This is a genomic window from Salifodinibacter halophilus (assembly GCA_012999515.1).
GTDB classification, from domain to species: Bacteria; Pseudomonadota; Gammaproteobacteria; order Nevskiales; family Salinisphaeraceae; genus Salifodinibacter; species Salifodinibacter halophilus.
The window spans coordinates 1-243 of record JABEEB010000605.1; the positions used below are offsets into that span (position 1 = coordinate 1).

General features: G+C 62.1%; 1 protein-coding gene. It reads left to right on the forward strand.

The features are described 5' to 3' along the window. Window positions 1–243 (forward strand): signal transduction protein (locus HKX41_13000; protein NNC25051.1); only part of this gene is annotated, 243 nt, incomplete at both ends.

Consider the following 243-nt stretch of genomic DNA (forward strand, 5'->3'; position numbering starts at 1 on the left):
CTTCGAGAAGCTGGCATCGCTCATCTCCCAGTCGTCGACGGGAAGGACCTCGTGGGAATGTTGAGCCTGTACGACGTTATCGACTTTACCATGCGGGGCGGAAGCAAGAGTCAGGGTGGTTCACCGGGGAGTTTCGGTGGCCGCGGGCGCTCTGGGAGCAGTCACGGTGGATTCGGCGCGCGCGGAGGTGACTCCGACCGCCTGCTCGATCTGCCGGTGCGAAATCTGATGTCCAGTACAGTC